Here is a 14,339-nt window from a genome sequence, read left to right as displayed (position 1 = left end):
CGACGCGTCTATCGACATGCCGACAACGTCAAACGCGTCCCCCGAAACGGCGAAAGCGTCCGACGCGTCTGAGGCCACCGCGTTTGCCCAGTTGGCGCGATTGTCTCAGACGCGTTCGACGCTTTGGGGCAAGAAACGCACGCGTTGGGCGCTTTGGGATGCAACTATCACGCATTCGACGTTTTGAGACGAGAGGCGCGCGCGTTCGACGTCACAGGTTTGCGAGAGTCGAACGCGTTCGACGTCGTGAGCGTCGCCTAGCCGACGGATGGACGGAATCACGACGCAAGAAAGCGCCCCAACCCGCCGTGATGGGCGAATTGGGGCACGAAAGCCTTATGCAAGCCTTCTACCTGCTGTTTTGCAGGGCACTTACATCTTGTGAACGTTGGAAGCCTGGAGCTTGCCGTTCTGGCCGGTGGTGATGTCAAACTCGACAGCCTGGCCCTCGTCCAGAGTCTTGAAGCCGTCCATCTGGATCTCGGAGTAGTGGACGAACAGGTCGTCGCCATCCTCGCGAGAGATGAAGCCATAGCCCTTGTCGGGGTTGAACCACTTAACAGTACCCTGTGCCATGTCGTGCCTTTCTTTCTTGCCCCGAGGGGCGAAGCGCTGCGCTGTCGCGCGATACATTGTGACACCTAGTCACAGGAGCTAGTGTACCCCATTGCCCTGAGGTTCTGGGCAACAATCGCGCCGGCTCAAGAAAATGGGGCATTCCCACGGAATGCCCCACAAATCAGACTCCACCGGAAAGCGGTCTTACCTGCCGTCGTACATCCTCGCGTAGTACTCCTGGTACGAGCCGCTGGTCACGTGGTCGACCCACTCGGGATTGTCCAGGTACCAGCGGATGGTCTTCACGATGCCCTCCTCGTAGGGGGTCTCGGGGTACCAGCCCAGCTCCTCGCGGATCTTGTCCGGCGCCATGCCGTAGCGACGGTCGTGCCCGGCGCGGTCGGTGACGTGGCGGATGAGCCCCTCGTTCACGGCTTCGTCGCCCGTGACCTTGGCGACCTCGGCAATGATCGTCTTCACGATGTAGATGTTGGCGCGCTCGTTGTGCCCGCCCACGTTGTAGACCTCGCCCAGGCGGCCTCCCGTGGCGACCATGTCGATGGCCTTGCAGTGGTCGTCCACGTAGAGCCAGTCGCGCACGTTGAGCCCATCACCATACACGGGAAGCTCCCTGTGGTTCAGCGCGTTGTGAATCATGAGGGGGATGAGCTTCTCGGGGAACTGGAAGGGCCCGTAGTTGTTGGAGCAGCGCGTGATGACCGCAGGGAAGCCGTAGGTGTCGTGATAGGCCTTGACGAAGAGGTCGGCAGAGGTCTTGGACGCGCTGTAGGGGCTGTGCGGGTTGAGCGGCGTGGTCTCGCGGAAGTAGTCGGTATGCTCGGGGTCGGCGGGGCTCCCGTCAGGGTTGATCTTCTCCGGGATGGCCAGGGTGCCGTACACCTCGTCGGTGCCCACCTGCAGGTAGCGGTGGTCGCCGAAGCCGCCCTTGCCGTCGTCCCAGGCGGCGCGGCAGCAGTTGAGCAGGTTCACGGTGCCCATCACGTTGGTGTCGGCGAAGATGCCGGGGTCCGCGATGGAGCGGTCCACGTGGCTCTCGGCGGCGAAGTTGATCACGTAGTCGGGCTGGTAAGTGGCGAAGGCGTCGCTCATGGCCTTCTCGTCGCGGATGTCCGCGTGCAGGAAGACGTGGCGGTCGTCGCCCTCGATGGAGGCGAGGTTCTCGAGGTTGCCCGCATAGGTGAGGGCGTCCACGTTGACGATGCGGACGTCGTCGTGCTTGCGCAGCATGTACAGCACGAAGTTCGATCCGATGAATCCGGCGCCGCCGGTGACGAGGTAGGTCTTCAAAGGGGTTCCTCCAAGCGTTGATCGGGAAGCTGGCCAACTTCGGGCGGTCTCTCTTCCCTAGATTCTACGGACGCAGGCCATCACGTGCAGAGACGAACACAAACGCCATGCTCGTCCCGCGTCCGCACCTCTCCAGGCCATCATGCGTCCTGCGATCGTGCGCCACTCCCATGGGCTTATCCGGCAAGTTCGTCGAAGTTCTGGCGATAGGAGCGCAGCGCCTCCCTCCACGGCCTCATCTGGTTGCCGATGGTCGCCTCCAGACGGGCGTTCCTGAGCGCCGAGAAGCGGGGACGGTCTGCGGAGGCGGGGTTGGCCCGCTTGTATTCCTCGCTCGTGCAGCGGACGACCCCGCAACCCTTGCCAAACTCCTCGAAGGTCGCCTGGGCGAAGTCGGCCCAGGAGCAGGTGCCCTCGTTGGTGCAGTGGTAGATGCCGTAATCCCCAGTCACCGCAAGCGAGAGAATCTCGTGCGCGAGGTCGTTCGCGCTGGTGGGGTTGCCCATCTGGTCGTCGACGACGGTCACCCGGTCGTGCGTCTCGGCGAGGCGCAGCATGGTCTTCACGAAGTTCTTCCCCACGTAGCCATAGAGCCAGGCCGTGCGGAGCACGAAGGTCCTGGGGTTGGCGGCGAGGGCAAGGCCCTCCCCCGCCAGCTTCGAGCGCCCATAGGCACTGATGGGCGCCGGGACGTCGGACTCGAGGCGCTCGCCCTCGACGTTGCCGGGAAACACGTAGTCCGTGGAGACCTGGACGAGCGTCGCCCCCTGTCGCGAGCAGGCGCGGGCGAGGTTCATGGGGCCCAGGGCGTTCGCCGCGAAGGCGGTCGGGAAGTTGGCCTCGCAGCCGTCGACGTTGGTCATCGCGGCGCAGTTGATGGCGAGGTCGTACGGCCCATGGACGTCAAACCAGGAGTCGACGGCCGCCGCGTCGGATATGTCCAGGTCCTCGATGTCTATGTAGTCGACGTCCGCGCCCGCGTAGGCCTCGGGAATGGGCCCAATCTCGGAATGGCCCTCTTTGATGAGGCGGCGCAGCTCGTTGCCCAGCTGGCCGTGGGAGCCGGTTACCAGAATCTTCATGGGCGTTCCTTCCCTCGCTAGCGGGCGATGCCGCGGGCAGAGCAGTAGTCGGAGAAGCTGGGATGCCTGGTGTCCTTCTCGGACAGGTTGACCTCGACACCCTCGACCAGGGGCCACTCGACCCCTATCGTCGGGTCGTCCCACATGAGGCCGCCCTCGTCGTTGGGATGGTAGACGTCGTCGCACTTGTAGCAGAATACCGCCGTCTCGCTCAGCACGTAGAAGCCGTGCGCGAAGCCGCGGGGGACGAAGAACTGGCGGTGGTTCTGGGCCGAGAGGACCACGCCCTCCCACTTGCCGAAGGTCGGGCTGCCCTCGCGCAGGTCGACGGCGACGTCGAAGACCTCCCCCTCCACGACGCGGACCAGCTTGCTCTGGGGGTGGTCGATCTGGAAGTGGAGGCCACGCAGCACGCCCTGGGTGGAGGAGCTCTGGTTGTCCTGGACGAAGTCGGCGTCGATCCCGCCCGCCACGAAGTCGGAGCGCTTGTAGGTCTCCATGAAGTAGCCGCGGGCGTCACCATAGGACTTGCAGTCGACGACGGTCACTCCCTCGATGGACGTGGGAGTGAAGGTGAAGTTTCCGGAGCTGACTGTCTCTTGCATGAGCACCTCTCAAGTATGGGACGGGATGGTTGCGCCCCAAGAGTGTAGGACAAGGCACCGCGTGCTGGCCAAACGGGCACGAAGGCACCAGAACGGCAGGACGAACGTCAGGGCCTCGACGTCACGAACTCGCTATACCTGCGGGCGATGAAGCAGTCCTCGTACTCCCCCAGCCCCGCGATGGGCTCGCCGAGATGTGCCCTCAGGTGGTTGGCGACGCAGTCGTACGCGGCCATGCAACTGAACTTCACGCCGCCCGAGAAGCGCGGGTTGCACTCGAGGAAGCGGTATGCCCCCTCCGCCTCCTCTATGAACTCGAAGTTGACGCAGCCCACCACGCCAAGCTCGTCCGCCAACCCCTGGCAGGCGGCAACGAGCGCGTCGTCGTGAAACATGCGCACCGACGTTCCCGCCCCGTTGGGCGTGCGCAGGAGCTCCCTTCGCGGGACGGCGACGACGGCCGATCCGCACTGGTCGCGGACGACGTCCACGGTGACGACCGGCCCCTCGACGAGGGGCTGCACGATGTAGCGCTCGGGGTCGGGAGGGCAGACCGCACGCCAGTCCTCCGGCCCCCTCACGCGCGTGAGACCCTGGCTGCTCCTGCCGTCGAGCGGCTTCACCACCACGGGATGCCCTGGATAGCGCCCGTCCAGGGGTGCGAGGGGGACGGTGGGGATGCCCCGCACGCCGGACTTCGACCCCTTGAGGAACTCCGCCATCGCACGCTTGTCGCGGCAGAGGGCGAGCGCGGACGCCGGGGAGATGAGCACCTTCGTGCCCAAGTCAGCCAGCAGGTCGCGATGGGCGTTGAAGAAGTCCACCTCGACGTCCGTCAGGGGGAGGAGGAGCCCCACCCCCTCGCTGGCGCAGACCTCCCGCACGAAGGCGGAGTACTTCGCCTCGGACGAGGCGAAGGGGGCCTGGCGGAAGGAGTCCACGAAGAGGCTCTGCGCCACCCACTCCCGTGGGTAGACGTCCACGCCCACCACCCTGACGCCCTGGTCGTGCAGCCCCTGGACCACTGCCTCGGCCGAGAAGGACCCTATTGCCGTGACGAGCGCGACCCTCTGCTCCATGGGTGCCCCTATTCGAAGAAGTCGAGCACGGCGCGGATGACCACGTCGCGGTCCGTGGCGGACATGCCAAAGTAGAGGGGAAGCCGCACCAGGCGCTCGCTCTCGCGCGTAGTGTGCAGGTCCTCGCCGTCGAAGCGACCGAAGCGCAGGCCAGCAGGCGAGCTGTGCAGGGGGATGTAGTGGAAGACGGCCATGACCCCACGCTTCTTGAGGTGGGCGATGAGCTCCTGGCGCTGCCCGAGGTCGCGGCACTTGAGATAGAACATGTGGGCGTTGTGGACGCAGCCCTCGGGGACGACGGGAAGCTCCACGAGCCCCCCCTCGGCCAGGGGCGCGAATGCGTCCCGGTAGGCATGCCAGGTGGCAAGGCGGTCGTCGTTGATCTGGTCCGCCGCCTGGAGCTGGCCCCACAGGTAGGCCGCGTTGAGGTCGCTCTGGAGGTAGGAGCTGCCGCGGTCCACCCAGGTGTACTTGTCCACCTGCCCGCGGAAGAAGCGCTGCCGGTTGGTGCCCTTCTCGCGTATGATCTCGGCCCTCTCGATGTAGGCGGGGTCGTTGATCACGATGGCGCCGCCCTCGCCCATGGAGTAGTTCTTGGTCTCGTGGAAGGAGTAGCAGCCAAAGGTGCCGATGGTCCCGAGCGCCCGCCCGTGGTAGCTGCTCATGACGCCCTGGGCGGCGTCCTCGACGACGAGGAGGCCATGCCTGCGGGCGATGTCCATGATGCGGTCCATCTCGCAGGAGACTCCGGCGTAGTGCACGGGCACGATCACGCGGGTGCGCTCGGTGATGGCGGACTCGACCCTCTCCTCGTCCATGTTCATGGTGTCGGGTCGGATGTCCACGAACACGAGGGTCGCGCCCACGGCCTGGAAGGCCGTGGCGGTGGACGAGAAAGTGAAGCTCGGCAGGATCACCTCGTCACCCGGCTCGAGGTCGCAGAGGACGGCAGCCATCTCGAGGGCGGAGGTCCCGCTGGTGGTGAGGAGGACCTTCTCCGCGCCGAAGCGCTCCTCCATCCACTTGTGGCACTTGAGCGAGAAGGGGCCGTCACCGCAGATCTTGTGGTTCCTCTCCGCCGCCTCCCTCACGTATTGCATCTCGGTTCCCACGTAGGGGGGTACGTTGAAGTCAATCATCCTGTGAACTCCTGGTGTCTTCGTGGACTGGGCGAGAGGGGACGCATCGTGGGGCCGGCAGCCTAGGCGGTGCCCTCCGGGACCTTCCGCCGGTTCCTGAGGAGGAGCTCCCTCCCCTGCCCGTCGGTCATGCTCGCGCTCTGGAAGAGCTCGTCGGTCCTGCGGTCGAGCTCCCCGCGGTCTGGGGAGCAGAGGTACACGCGGGCGGCATAGGGCTTGTCGCCCACCTGGTGCGAGATGATCTCCCCGGGCCGGTAGTAGACGATCGTCTCCTTGACGAGGGGGTCGGACTCGTCGGGGAGCCCACCCACGGAGGCGACGCGGCCGTCCCTTCCGTGGAAGTAGAGGCCCGCCGCGACGTCGGCCAGGTGGGGGTCATGCCCCTCGAGGCGGGACGAGACGGCGACGGGGTCATAGACGTTGTCGAGCAGGAGGTCCTCGACGCAGACGGCCCCGGCGCTCGCGTACTCGAGCAGCTCGTGCTCATAGCCGAAGATGCGTCCCGTGCACTCGCAGACCCTGACGCCCCTGCCGGGGGCCCAGAAGAACTGCATGCACAGGGGGCCATTGAGGAGCCCGACGTAGCCTGCCACCTTCTGGAGCATCTCCGTCGCCTCGCCCAGGACGTCGTCCGTGTGCGCGCTGGGGTAGACGATGCGGCTCACCCAGGGGACCGTCGCCTCGCCGTCGTCGCTCTTCTCCCGGTCGGCGACCTCGAGCACGACGGGGCGGCCGTCCACGACCCACGACATGAGGTTGAACTCGAGCCCGTCGTCATACTCCTCGACGAAGATGTAGGGAGCGTCCGAGTAGCCGGCCACCTCGTCGTAGGCGGCCTCCACCTCCCGCGCGTCCCCCAAGACCCTCACGCCATGCGACCCCCAGGCGTCGGCGGGCTTCGTCACGCAGGGGAAGCCCATGCCCTCGAGGTCCTCGCGGACGTGTCCCCTCCTCACCCTGGCGGTCTTGGGATAGGGAATCCCCAGCTCGTCAAACATCCCCTTCATGAGCGACTTGTCACGCAGGTATGCGAGGCGGTCGGGAGGGAGCGGGCAGCCCAGCCCAGCACGCTGTGCGATGTTCGCGCAGCACTCCGCGAGCAGGTCCGAGTACGAGCTCACGATGCCGTCGGCGCCGACCTCGGCGCAGAGGCGCGCCACGGCGTCCGCGTCGCGCGGGTCGACGTCGTACGACTCGTCGGCGATCAGCTTTGCGGGGGTGTTGGGATACCCGTCGCAGACGATCGTGTGCCAGCCGCGCTCCCGGGCCTTCCTCACCAGCGGGACGAACTCGTCCATCGACCCCAGCACGACCAGACGATGTCGGTCTTCTGACACTGCGCGCTCCCATCACCGCATGGACAGTCGGATGGAGAATATGATAGCAGTGATGAATCCGCGTCCCCCTTCCTCAGAGGAGCATCCCATTGAACTGGGCCGACTACGCCTTCGAGCTTCCCATCTCCGCCCTCTCGCTCCTCCTCGCGTCGCTCGCGCCGCGCCTCCTCGCGCGGGAGGGGGACGTGTCGGGAAGGCGCGACGCACGCGAGCTGGCTGTCCTCTGCTGCGGGCTCGCGCTGGGCGTCGCCCTGGTGTATGGCGCCATGCTCATGGGCGGCAGGCTCTTCGTGTACGGGGCGGGGGACGCGGGGACGGACACCATAGACCAGTACGTCCCCTTCTACCTCAACCTGATCGGCCGCGTGAGGGAGGGGTCGGCCCTCTCCTTCAACTTCGACTACGGCCTGGGAACGGGCGTCACCTCGTTCCAGTCCTGGCTCTTCGACCCCTTCAACCTCGTCCTAGTGCCCCTTGGCCTCGCGCTTGGGGAGGGAAGGCTCGCCCTCGTGCTGGTCGTGGTGCAGGCCCTCAGGATAGTCTGTGCCGGACTGCTCTTCGACCACCTCCTCGTGGGCTTCTGTGACAGCAGGCTGGCGCGCGTGCTGAGCTCGCTCCTCTATGCCTTCTCCGGCTACCTCGTCCTCTGGGGGCAGCACTACTGGCTGGGGTCGGCCTTCGTCGTCTTCACGGCGCTCGTCCTCGTGCTCGAGCTCCTCATGCAGAGGCGGACGTCGGTACGCCTCCTGCTCGTCTCCGCCGTCGTAGCAGTGGCAGTGGGCTGGAGCGCCTACACGGCGTTCATGTCGCTCGTCGCGGCAGCGCTCTATGTGCTCCTTCGCCTCCCCTTCCACGTCAAGTCTCCCGGGGTGGCGGCGTACCTCAAGGGGCTGGCGTGGGTCGCTGCGGCGGTCGCCTGCGGGCTGCTGCTCTCGGGCGCGCTCTTCCTGCCCTACGCCCTCTTCCTTTTCGACGAGACGGGCCGCGTCACGGGAGGCTCCCCCCTGCCCGCGCGCCTCGCGGCCGCCCTCGCGCCGGTGCCCGCGAACTGGCTGCCCTACGTCCTCAGCCGCTTCCTTGGAAGCGGGCTCGTCAACACGGGCGCCGTGGGCTTCACCCCCGACGTGGTCGACCTCGCGAGCACGAACTTCCAGCGTGGCTTCGCCTACGAGTTCCCGGCGCTGGGCTACTCCGCCGGCTGCCTCATGCTCCTCGGGCAGTTCTTCTCCTGGCTCCATGACGAGGGGAGCCGCAGGGAGCGCGTCCTCTGCACGCTCTCTGCGGTCCTCGTCGCCCTCTACCTCTTCGACCAGCTCCTTCCCACGCTGCTCAACGCGATGGCGTACGTGAACTACCGAAGCAGCTTCGTCCTCGCCCTCCCCGTCTGCCTCGCCATGTCCGTGGCGGTGGAGAGGCGTGTGCTTGCCGGGCGCACGTCACGCCCCCTCCTTCTCGCCTCCCTGGCCCTGACCGCTCTCGTCGTCGCCTGGTCGCTCGCGCACACCCTCAACGGCAGGCTCGTCTGCCTGCTCTTCGCCGCGGCGTCGGCGTGCGTCGCCGGAAGCCTGTGGGCGGTGGGGAGGTCCGGCTGGGACGGGGCGGGTCGTCTTGCCCAGACCGCGTTGGTCGCCGCCCTCCTCGCCTCCTCGGTGGGCGACGCCTTCTTCGTGACCAACCTGCGCGGCACGCTGGAGCCAGACGCCATGCCGAGCCTTGGCGCCAAGGACAAGGACACGCTCGACGCCTTGGACAAGCTAAGGGAGGAGGACCCGGGAGTCTGGAGGGTGGACAAGCTGTACGTGGACTGGACGCACTACAACGACTCGCTGGCGCAGTCGTACCCCTCCGCCACCACCTACAACAGCACCATAGACAGCGACCTCAGGGAGTTCCTCGACAGGCTGTGGCCCGAGGCCTACGGCCAGGGCAGCATAATGGAGTACGCCTACAGGCACGCGCCGGACGCCGACGGGGTGCCCGCCCTGCTCAACCTGCGCTACGTGCTCTCGAAGGAGCCGATGCGATCGAGCTGGGCGTCGCTGCGCGAGCGCATAGGCAGCGTCTACGTGTACGAGAACGCCCAGGCGAGCTCCCTGGGCAGCCTGCGCCAGGCGGTCGTGAGCGAGGGAGAGGCCAACGCGCTGCCCGATGCGGGCGAGAGGCGCGCCCTTTTGGAGAGGGCCGTGATCGTCCCGGACGAGGTGGCCTCCACGGAACAGGCAGGCAGGCTTCCCGGAGCCGACGAGGGCGACGGGGCAGCGGACTTCGGGGACTTCACGCGAGCCACGGACGGCTCGCTCGAGGCCAGCGCGTCTGCCAAGACGAATGCGGTCGCCTGCGTCGCCGTGCCCCACGCCGACGGATGGAAGGTGCTGGTCGACGGCAGCGAGGTCGAGAGCTTCAGGGCGAACTACGGCTTCGTCGGCTTCTTCCTGCCCGCAGGCGAGCATCACGTCCAGCTCGGCTTCATGCCCGCCGGCCTGGGCGTGGGCTGCCTGATGAGCCTCGCCGGACTGGCATCGTGCCTCGCGCTCTGCCTTGTGGGCAGGCGCAAGGTGGCGAGGTAGTCGACGCCACTCCCACGGACAGACGTGGTCCGTCCTCAATAAGGCGTGTAGACACAAGAAACGGGGCTGCCAGGATTCCTCCCGACAGCCCCGCCACGCCCTGCTTCTGACGAGCTAGTAGCTCACCACGCGCGTGCCCCGCGCGCAGTTGTCGTAGATCCACTTGGCATTCTGTATGAGCAGCCTGACACAACCATGCGAGATCTTGCGACCGACCTGGTTCTCCGCAGGCCCAAGGCTCGGGATGGTCGAGTGGAAGCCACAGTCGAGCACGAAGCCCGAGAAGTAGTACAGGTCGTCCTTCTCGTAGTAGTAGCGCCTCCACTCGCCGTTGCCGCTGGCGTTGTAGCTGGCGTTGTCGCCACCGAGGGTGTAGTACTCGCTCTTGGGGGTCCCGTTGCCGTTGTTGTACTTCGTGAGGCCGACCCCAGCCAGCCACTCGAACCTCGGAACCCAACGGCCGGCACTCCCCTGGAAGACGAAGGTCTTGCAGGCGTCAGAGTCCACGACGAGGATGTACTGGGTCGCACTGCCGTAGTTCGCTATGCGACGCCACGCCCGCAGTCCGGCGGCGGAGAGCCAGCCGCTCGTGAGCTTGCCGTCGTTGTCGCCGAAGTAGGCCTCGCCCTTGGGGTTGATGTAGTAGCCACGGACGACGTAGCCGGTGTCTTCCCTGCCGTAGTAGTCGGTCTTGCCGACCTTGAACTTCCCGACACGGGCATACAGGTGGCCGTCCTTGGCCTTTTCGAGGTAATAGCGCTGGGGCTGGCCATCGTAGCGCTTGCTTACGACCATGCCGGGCTTCTCGTAGTTCTCGGCAAGGGAGCCATTGACGTAGTCGGAGACGATCACGCCGTTGCTGGCGCGATACGCGCCACGGGTCACGTAACCCTGGGACGGATGGCCGAAGAACCAGAGCTGGGTCGTGGTCCCCTCGAGGGCAGCCTTGAAGAAGCCCGTCTTCGCGTAGGAGTAACCGTCTCCCGTGTCCTTTGCCAGGTAGTAGCGCTGGTTGCCTCCGTCGTATACCTTGGTGATGAGCCAGGAGGTCTGGGTGGTCAGCTTGCCTTCGTTGTTGGAGAGGAGGACCTTCGAGCCGACCTTGACCTTGCCGCGAGAGATCTTGCCGTCCGACTTTGCGTAGGCATAGTAGCCAGCACCCTCGCTCGGGGTGACGAAGCGCGAGCGGGCGATGTCGGCGTCGGCGCCGACCCAGTAGCGCTCCCTGCTCCCCCAGGCCGAGGAGACCGCCCAGAAGCCCTTGATTGCCCGCACGTCCTGGTTGGACGCGTTCCAAGCGATCTTCTCGTCGCGCCAGCCCACCTTCACGAGGTGGTCCTTCTCGACGGTGCTGGTTGTGAAGTTGTGCGCGCCGCTCCTCGCGTTGGGGTTGTACTGGCGCCAGACGCTCACGGAGTCCTTGTCGAGGTCGGAGTACCAGCCTATGCCCTCGCTCCTCCAGCCAAGCCTCACGAGCTGGTCTCGCTCGCCCTTGTTGGTGGTGTAGTGGTGGTCTCCCGCGTTGGGGTTGTAGAGGCGATATACGGGTGCCTTGGACGTCTCGGGGGCGACCCAGCCCACGCCCTCCCAACGCCAGCCGAGCTCGAAGAGGTGCCTGGCCTCCCCAAGCGCGGAGGTGTAGAAGTGCTCGCCGGAGTTGGGGTTGTACAGGCGGTACATGTTGGCGTACTTGACCGCCGGCTTCGATGCCTCCTCCTCCTCCTTCTTTTGCGCGGACTCCGCCGCCTTCTTGGGCGCGGGCTCCGTCTTCGCCTTGGCATCCGCCTCCTGGGCCTTCGCGGGCTGCTTCTCCACGGCAAGCTTGGAGAGCTTCAGCGGCGACCTCGCACCATCGGGGGAGCTGGCCGTCGCAATGCCCTTTGCAAGCTGGTCGCCCACGTCCGGCTTTGCGGCGCTCGCCTTGGCGTCGGAGGCGCTCGCATCCGCCGCGGTGGCTGGCGCGACGGCTTCCGCAGCCTTCTTATCGGCGGCTGCCCCATCCGTGGCGGGCTCGCCCGCCGTCTCCTTGGCCGTCTCGTCGCCCGCGGGGTTGGCGGAGGCGTCCACCGTCGCAGGGTCGCCCGCATTGGAGGCATCCTCTGACGAGGGGGAAGGCGTGGCAGCGCTGGCCTGCGCATCATCTGAGACGATCTGCTTGGGTTCGTCCCCCTTCCCCTCTTCCACGGGCGTCGGTGCATCTTCCGGCTTCGCCGCCGTCTCGCTGGCTCCCACTGCGGGAGCTGCCACAAACGAGTCTGCCTCCGATGCGCCTGTCACGGCCGCAGGGGCCTCGCCCACGACGGAGTCGGACGGCGCCGACTCTGTCGCCTGGGAGGTGGCGACGACCTCGGGGCCCTGTGCCGCCGCGACGGCGGGCTCCTCGGCCCGGGCGATCGCGGGAGTGAGCGCGAGGGTGGCGCCCAGAGCGACGGGGGCGATCAGCCCCAGCAGGCTGCGCCTGACTCCAAAGCAGGAATAGCTCATCTAAGACCTCTTTCGTCGAAGACGTAGACCGTCGTCCCCTGGCTGGTTCCGTGATAGGCGTTCTCGTCGCTCGGGGCGACGTTGCGGGCAGCGTTGTCGTAGACCCACTTGGCGTTCTCCCACAGGAGACCTATGCAGCCGTAGTTGTCGTAGCCCGTGCTCTTGTAGCCCGTCGAGTGGATGGTCTGCCCGTCGTCGTAGCCCTTGCCACCAACATACTGAAGATGACCCGTATCATCGGGCAAGAAGGACTCTATGTAGCAGCTCGCCCAGTCGTTGTAGCCCTTGCCGAAGTAGTCGTGATTCCAGTCGCATTTACGCTTGTGGCTGATGTGCCAGACGCCCTTGAAGGTGTGTCCGCCCATGTTGGAGTTCCAAGTCTTGATGACCTCCCAGCTCCCGTTCTTGCGCTCGAGCACCGTGACGCGGCAGAGATCGTAGTCGCAGGCGAGGAAGTACTCGGTGGGACTGCCTATCTGGTTCGCGAGGGACTTCATGCGGTTGAGATAGGCGCCGTGGTTGGACCACGTAACGTTGGCGACGTACTCGTCCCTCTTCTCCTCGAAGGGGACGTCCACGCGCTTCGCCACGTTGGCGTCCTTGCCAATGGTGACGGTCTGCAGGCTGCCCCAGGCGGGACTCTGGACGGAGAACGACTCGATGGGGGCCGCATCCCTGTTGGAGGCACGCCAGGCATAGCCCTCGCCGCTCTCGTCCCTCCAGCCCAGCCCAACCAGGTAGTCGTGCTCCTCGCGGGAGGTGGTGAAGTTGTGGGCGCCGCTCTTCGCGTTGGGGTTGTACTCCCTCAGCATGCCCTTCGAGTTCGAGGACTCCTCCGAGTACCAGCCCACCGGCTCGTTGTTCCAGCCGAGCTCGACGAGGTGGTCGCGCTCCTCCACGCTGGTGGTGTAGTGATGGTCGCCCGCATTGGGGTTGTACAGACGATACACGGGAGTGCCGGACGTGGCGGGCGCCACCCAGCCCACGCCCTCCCAGCGCCAGCCCACCTGGAGCAGGTGCTTCGCCTCGGGGAGCTGCACCGTGTAGAAGTGCTCCCCGGAGTTGGGGTTGTACATGCGGTACACGTTGTTGTACGAGGCGGCATGCGCCGGGGTGACCAGTACGGCAAGCGAGAGTGCCAACGAGGCCAGCACGGTCGCCGCCAGAATCGGGCTGCGTCGCTTCTTCATGGCGAAGTCCTTTCTCATTGCTGGCAAATAGACCCCCTGCCAGGATGATGCTATCGTCTCATTTTAGACTAAGGTGCCGTGGGATCGGGGACGGTACCAGAGAGTTCACACGAGCCCTCCTTGATGCCACGCCGCGCGCGAGCTCGTGCGCGACACCGGGGACGGGCAAGGCCTTGGGAGGCGCCCTTGCTCACCAGCGATGACCACAGCTTCGCCGTGCTCGCGTACGGCGAGAGCCCCTACCTCGCCGAGTGCGTGGAGTCCCTCCTGGCGCAGACCGTGCGCACGAGGGTCTTCGTGTCCACCTCCACGCCCAACGAGCACATACGCTCGGTGGCCCGGCGCTACGGGCTCGAGCTCCGCGCAAACGAGGCCGAGCCGGGCATCGCGAGCGACTGGAACTTCGCCGTAAGCCAGTCGCAGACCCCGCTCTTGACCCTCGCCCACCAGGACGACACCTACGAGCCCGGCTACGCCGAGCACATGCTCGGCGGCATGGCCGCGGTGGAGCGGCCGCTGATCTTCTTCACGAACTACGGCGAGCTGCGCGAGGGACGGAAGGTGGACGACAACCGCCTGCTCCGCGTGAAGCGCCGGCTCCTCTCCCCCATCGGGTGGTCGGGGTCCGCGGACGACCTGCGCACGAAGCGGAGGGTCCTCTCGCTTGGCTCGGCGATCTGCTGCCCCTCGGTGACCCTCAACCTCCCTCTGCTTCCCAACCCGCCCTTCCGGGCCGACATGAGGAGCAACCTGGACTGGGACGCGTGGGAGCGCTTCTCCCGCCTCGAGGGCAGCTTCGTCTACGACCGCGAGGTGCTCATGCACCACAGGATCCACGAGGGCTCGGAGACGAGCGCGCTCATACGGGACAACACGCGCACCGAGGAGGACCTCAGGATGCTCGAGAGGTTCTGGCCCACGCCCGTTGCGCGCGCCATCAACCTCGTCTACTCGCGCGCGCAGGCGAGCAACTCCAAGGCCTAGGCAGCG

Annotated in this window: 11 protein-coding genes; 2 read left to right on the top strand and 9 right to left on the bottom strand. The window is 66.2% G+C overall.

Features of this window, described 5'->3' with window-relative positions:
- Window positions 1-372 precede the first annotated feature (372 nt).
- The 7 genes from Q5923_RS07790 to Q5923_RS07760 all read right to left on the bottom strand — a co-directional run bounded on the left by Q5923_RS07790 (window position 373) and on the right by Q5923_RS07760 (window position 7,108).
- Complete coding sequence (locus Q5923_RS07790) at window positions 373-576, bottom strand: cold-shock protein (protein WP_040656760.1); 204 nt, start codon at window positions 574-576, stop codon at window positions 373-375.
- A 186-nt stretch (window positions 577-762) separates the two neighbouring features.
- Complete coding sequence (rfbB, locus tag Q5923_RS07785) at window positions 763-1,866, bottom strand: dTDP-glucose 4,6-dehydratase (RefSeq protein ID WP_303133267.1); 1,104 nt, start codon at window positions 1,864-1,866, stop codon at window positions 763-765.
- A 176-nt stretch (window positions 1,867-2,042) separates the two neighbouring features.
- The gene (rfbD, locus tag Q5923_RS07780; RefSeq protein WP_009279017.1) at window positions 2,043-2,948 is read right to left on the bottom strand and encodes a dTDP-4-dehydrorhamnose reductase; all 906 of its coding nucleotides are present in this window, start codon (window positions 2,946-2,948) and stop codon (window positions 2,043-2,045) included.
- A gap of 17 nt (window positions 2,949-2,965) precedes the next feature.
- Window positions 2,966-3,553: a dTDP-4-dehydrorhamnose 3,5-epimerase gene (gene rfbC, locus Q5923_RS07775; RefSeq protein WP_009279016.1), complete on the bottom strand. Its 588-nt coding sequence runs from the start codon at window positions 3,551-3,553 to the stop codon at window positions 2,966-2,968.
- 107 nt (window positions 3,554-3,660) lie between these two features.
- Entirely contained in the window at window positions 3,661-4,632 is a 972-nt protein-coding gene (locus Q5923_RS07770; protein WP_009279015.1) for an ATP-grasp domain-containing protein, read from the bottom strand.
- Window positions 4,633-4,640: 8 nt separating this feature from the next.
- Window positions 4,641-5,771, bottom strand: coding sequence for a dTDP-4-amino-4,6-dideoxygalactose transaminase (gene rffA / locus Q5923_RS07765; RefSeq protein WP_303133265.1), 1,131 nt, complete (start codon window positions 5,769-5,771; stop codon window positions 4,641-4,643).
- Between the two features lie 62 nt (window positions 5,772-5,833).
- Window positions 5,834-7,108 (bottom strand): acetyl-CoA carboxylase biotin carboxylase subunit family protein, encoded by a 1,275-nt coding sequence (locus Q5923_RS07760; protein WP_009279013.1) that lies wholly within the window; start codon window positions 7,106-7,108, stop codon window positions 5,834-5,836.
- Window positions 7,109-7,197: 89 nt separating this feature from the next.
- On the opposite strand from Q5923_RS07760, the gene Q5923_RS07755 reads away from it, so the two are divergent.
- Window positions 7,198-9,675, top strand: a complete 2,478-nt coding sequence (locus tag Q5923_RS07755) for a YfhO family protein (RefSeq protein WP_303133263.1) — start codon at window positions 7,198-7,200, stop codon at window positions 9,673-9,675.
- Between the two features lie 114 nt (window positions 9,676-9,789).
- Here Q5923_RS07755 and Q5923_RS07750 read toward each other — a convergent pair whose 3' ends face one another.
- Window positions 9,790-12,159 carry a L,D-transpeptidase family protein gene (locus Q5923_RS07750; RefSeq protein ID WP_303133261.1) on the bottom strand — a complete coding sequence of 790 codons (2,370 nt, stop codon included), beginning with the start codon at window positions 12,157-12,159 and terminating at the stop codon, window positions 9,790-9,792.
- Window positions 12,156-13,349, bottom strand: coding sequence for a L,D-transpeptidase family protein (locus Q5923_RS07745; RefSeq protein ID WP_009279010.1), 1,194 nt, complete (start codon window positions 13,347-13,349; stop codon window positions 12,156-12,158). Before Q5923_RS07745 ends, Q5923_RS07750 begins: the two co-directional genes overlap by 4 nt.
- Before the next feature lie 186 nt (window positions 13,350-13,535).
- On the opposite strand from Q5923_RS07745, the gene Q5923_RS07740 reads away from it, so the two are divergent.
- Complete coding sequence (locus Q5923_RS07740) at window positions 13,536-14,333, top strand: glycosyltransferase family A protein (protein WP_062531369.1); 798 nt, start codon at window positions 13,536-13,538, stop codon at window positions 14,331-14,333.
- The last annotated feature ends 6 nt before the right edge of the window (window positions 14,334-14,339 follow it).

It is taken from the genome of uncultured Olsenella sp., from assembly GCF_959602185.1.
GTDB lineage: Bacteria > Actinomycetota > Coriobacteriia > Coriobacteriales > Atopobiaceae > Olsenella_I > Olsenella_I phocaeensis.
This window is presented reverse-complemented; position numbering and strand designations above follow the sequence as displayed.

What these genes read in the sequence shown, in the direction of transcription:
- Q5923_RS07790 (WP_040656760.1), bottom strand. Translation starts at nt 576, where the DNA reads ATGGCACAGGGTACTGTTAAGTGGTTCAACCCCGACAAGGGCTATGGC.
- rfbD (WP_009279017.1), bottom strand. Translation starts at nt 2,948, where the DNA reads ATGAAGATTCTGGTAACCGGCTCCCACGGCCAGCTGGGCAACGAGCTG.
- rfbC (WP_009279016.1), bottom strand. Translation starts at nt 3,553, where the DNA reads ATGCAAGAGACAGTCAGCTCCGGAAACTTCACCTTCACTCCCACGTCC.
- Q5923_RS07770 (WP_009279015.1), bottom strand. Translation starts at nt 4,632, where the DNA reads ATGGAGCAGAGGGTCGCGCTCGTCACGGCAATAGGGTCCTTCTCGGCC.
- rffA (WP_303133265.1), bottom strand. Translation starts at nt 5,771, where the DNA reads ATGATTGACTTCAACGTACCCCCCTACGTGGGAACCGAGATGCAATAC.
- Q5923_RS07750 (WP_303133261.1), bottom strand. Translation starts at nt 12,159, where the DNA reads ATGAGCTATTCCTGCTTTGGAGTCAGGCGCAGCCTGCTGGGGCTGATC.
- Q5923_RS07745 (WP_009279010.1), bottom strand. Translation starts at nt 13,349, where the DNA reads ATGAAGAAGCGACGCAGCCCGATTCTGGCGGCGACCGTGCTGGCCTCG.